The sequence below is a fragment of the Roseateles sp. P5_E11 genome (genome assembly GCF_054049355.1).
This window is the reverse complement of the sequence record NZ_JBFUMO010001085.1, coordinates 1-927: the sequence shown is the minus strand read 5'-3', so window position 1 is coordinate 927 and position 927 is coordinate 1. Positions and strand designations below refer to the sequence as shown.

The 927-nt window shown below is 63.5% G+C and carries 1 protein-coding gene; it reads right to left on the bottom strand.

All coding sequences use genetic code 11. The features are described from left to right. The coding region (locus tag ACXJKR_RS33585) for an ammonium transporter (protein WP_457326547.1) at positions 1–626 on the bottom strand (626 nt) is incomplete at its 3' end. Positions 627–927 lie beyond the last annotated feature (301 nt).

Genomic DNA, 927 nt, shown 5'->3' with positions numbered 1-927 from the left:
AGCTTGTCCAGCGTCTGCGCGCTCATCACGTTGAAGCCGAACCAGCCCACCGTCAGCACCCAGGCGCCCAGGGCCAGGAAAGGGATGCTTGACGGCGGGTGGGCGCTCATCGCGCCGTCCTTGCGGTAGCGGTTCAGGCGCGGGCCGAGCAGCAGCACGGCGGCGAGACCTATCCAGCCGCCCACGGCATGCACAACGACGCTGCCGGCGAAGTCATGGAACTCGGCGCCCGTGGCGGCCTTCAGCCAGGCCTGGATGCCGAAGGCCTGGTTCCAGGCCACGCCTTCGAACACCGGGTAGATGAAGCCAACGATGACGCAGGTGGCGGCCAGTTGCGGGCCGAAGCGGGCCCGCTCGGCAATGCCGCCCGACACGATGGCGGGAATGGCCGCCGCGAAAGTCAGCAGGAAGAAGAACTTGACCAGCTCATAGCCGTTCTTCTGCGCCAACTGCTCGGCGCCGACGAAGAAATGGCTGCCGTAGGCGACCAGGTAGCCGACCAGGAAATAGGCCAGCGTGGACACCGCGAAGTCCACCAGGATCTTGACCAGGGCATTGACCTGGTTCTTCTTGCGCACGGTGCCCAGTTCGAGGAAGGCAAAGCCCGCATGCATGGCGAGCACCATGATGGCGCCCAGAAGGATGAAGAGCGCGTCTGCGCCCTGCTTGATCGATGACTCCAACGCTGCCTCCGGCCGGCGGCTCCAGACTTGGGCGACATGCACCAATCCGAACCAAACCGCACCGAAATTGCAAATTCAATGCCCGCCTTTAAGGCGTGAATTTGCGGCCAGAGAGCAGCGCAAGCAATCGTTCAGCTCTTCTTTGGTGCATTCAATGCACTCTTCTCGAACGATTCCGCACCAAATCCGAGCGTCCAGTGGCCGTCCGGCCAGCGCACGACGGGCCGCTTGATGACGCTAGGCT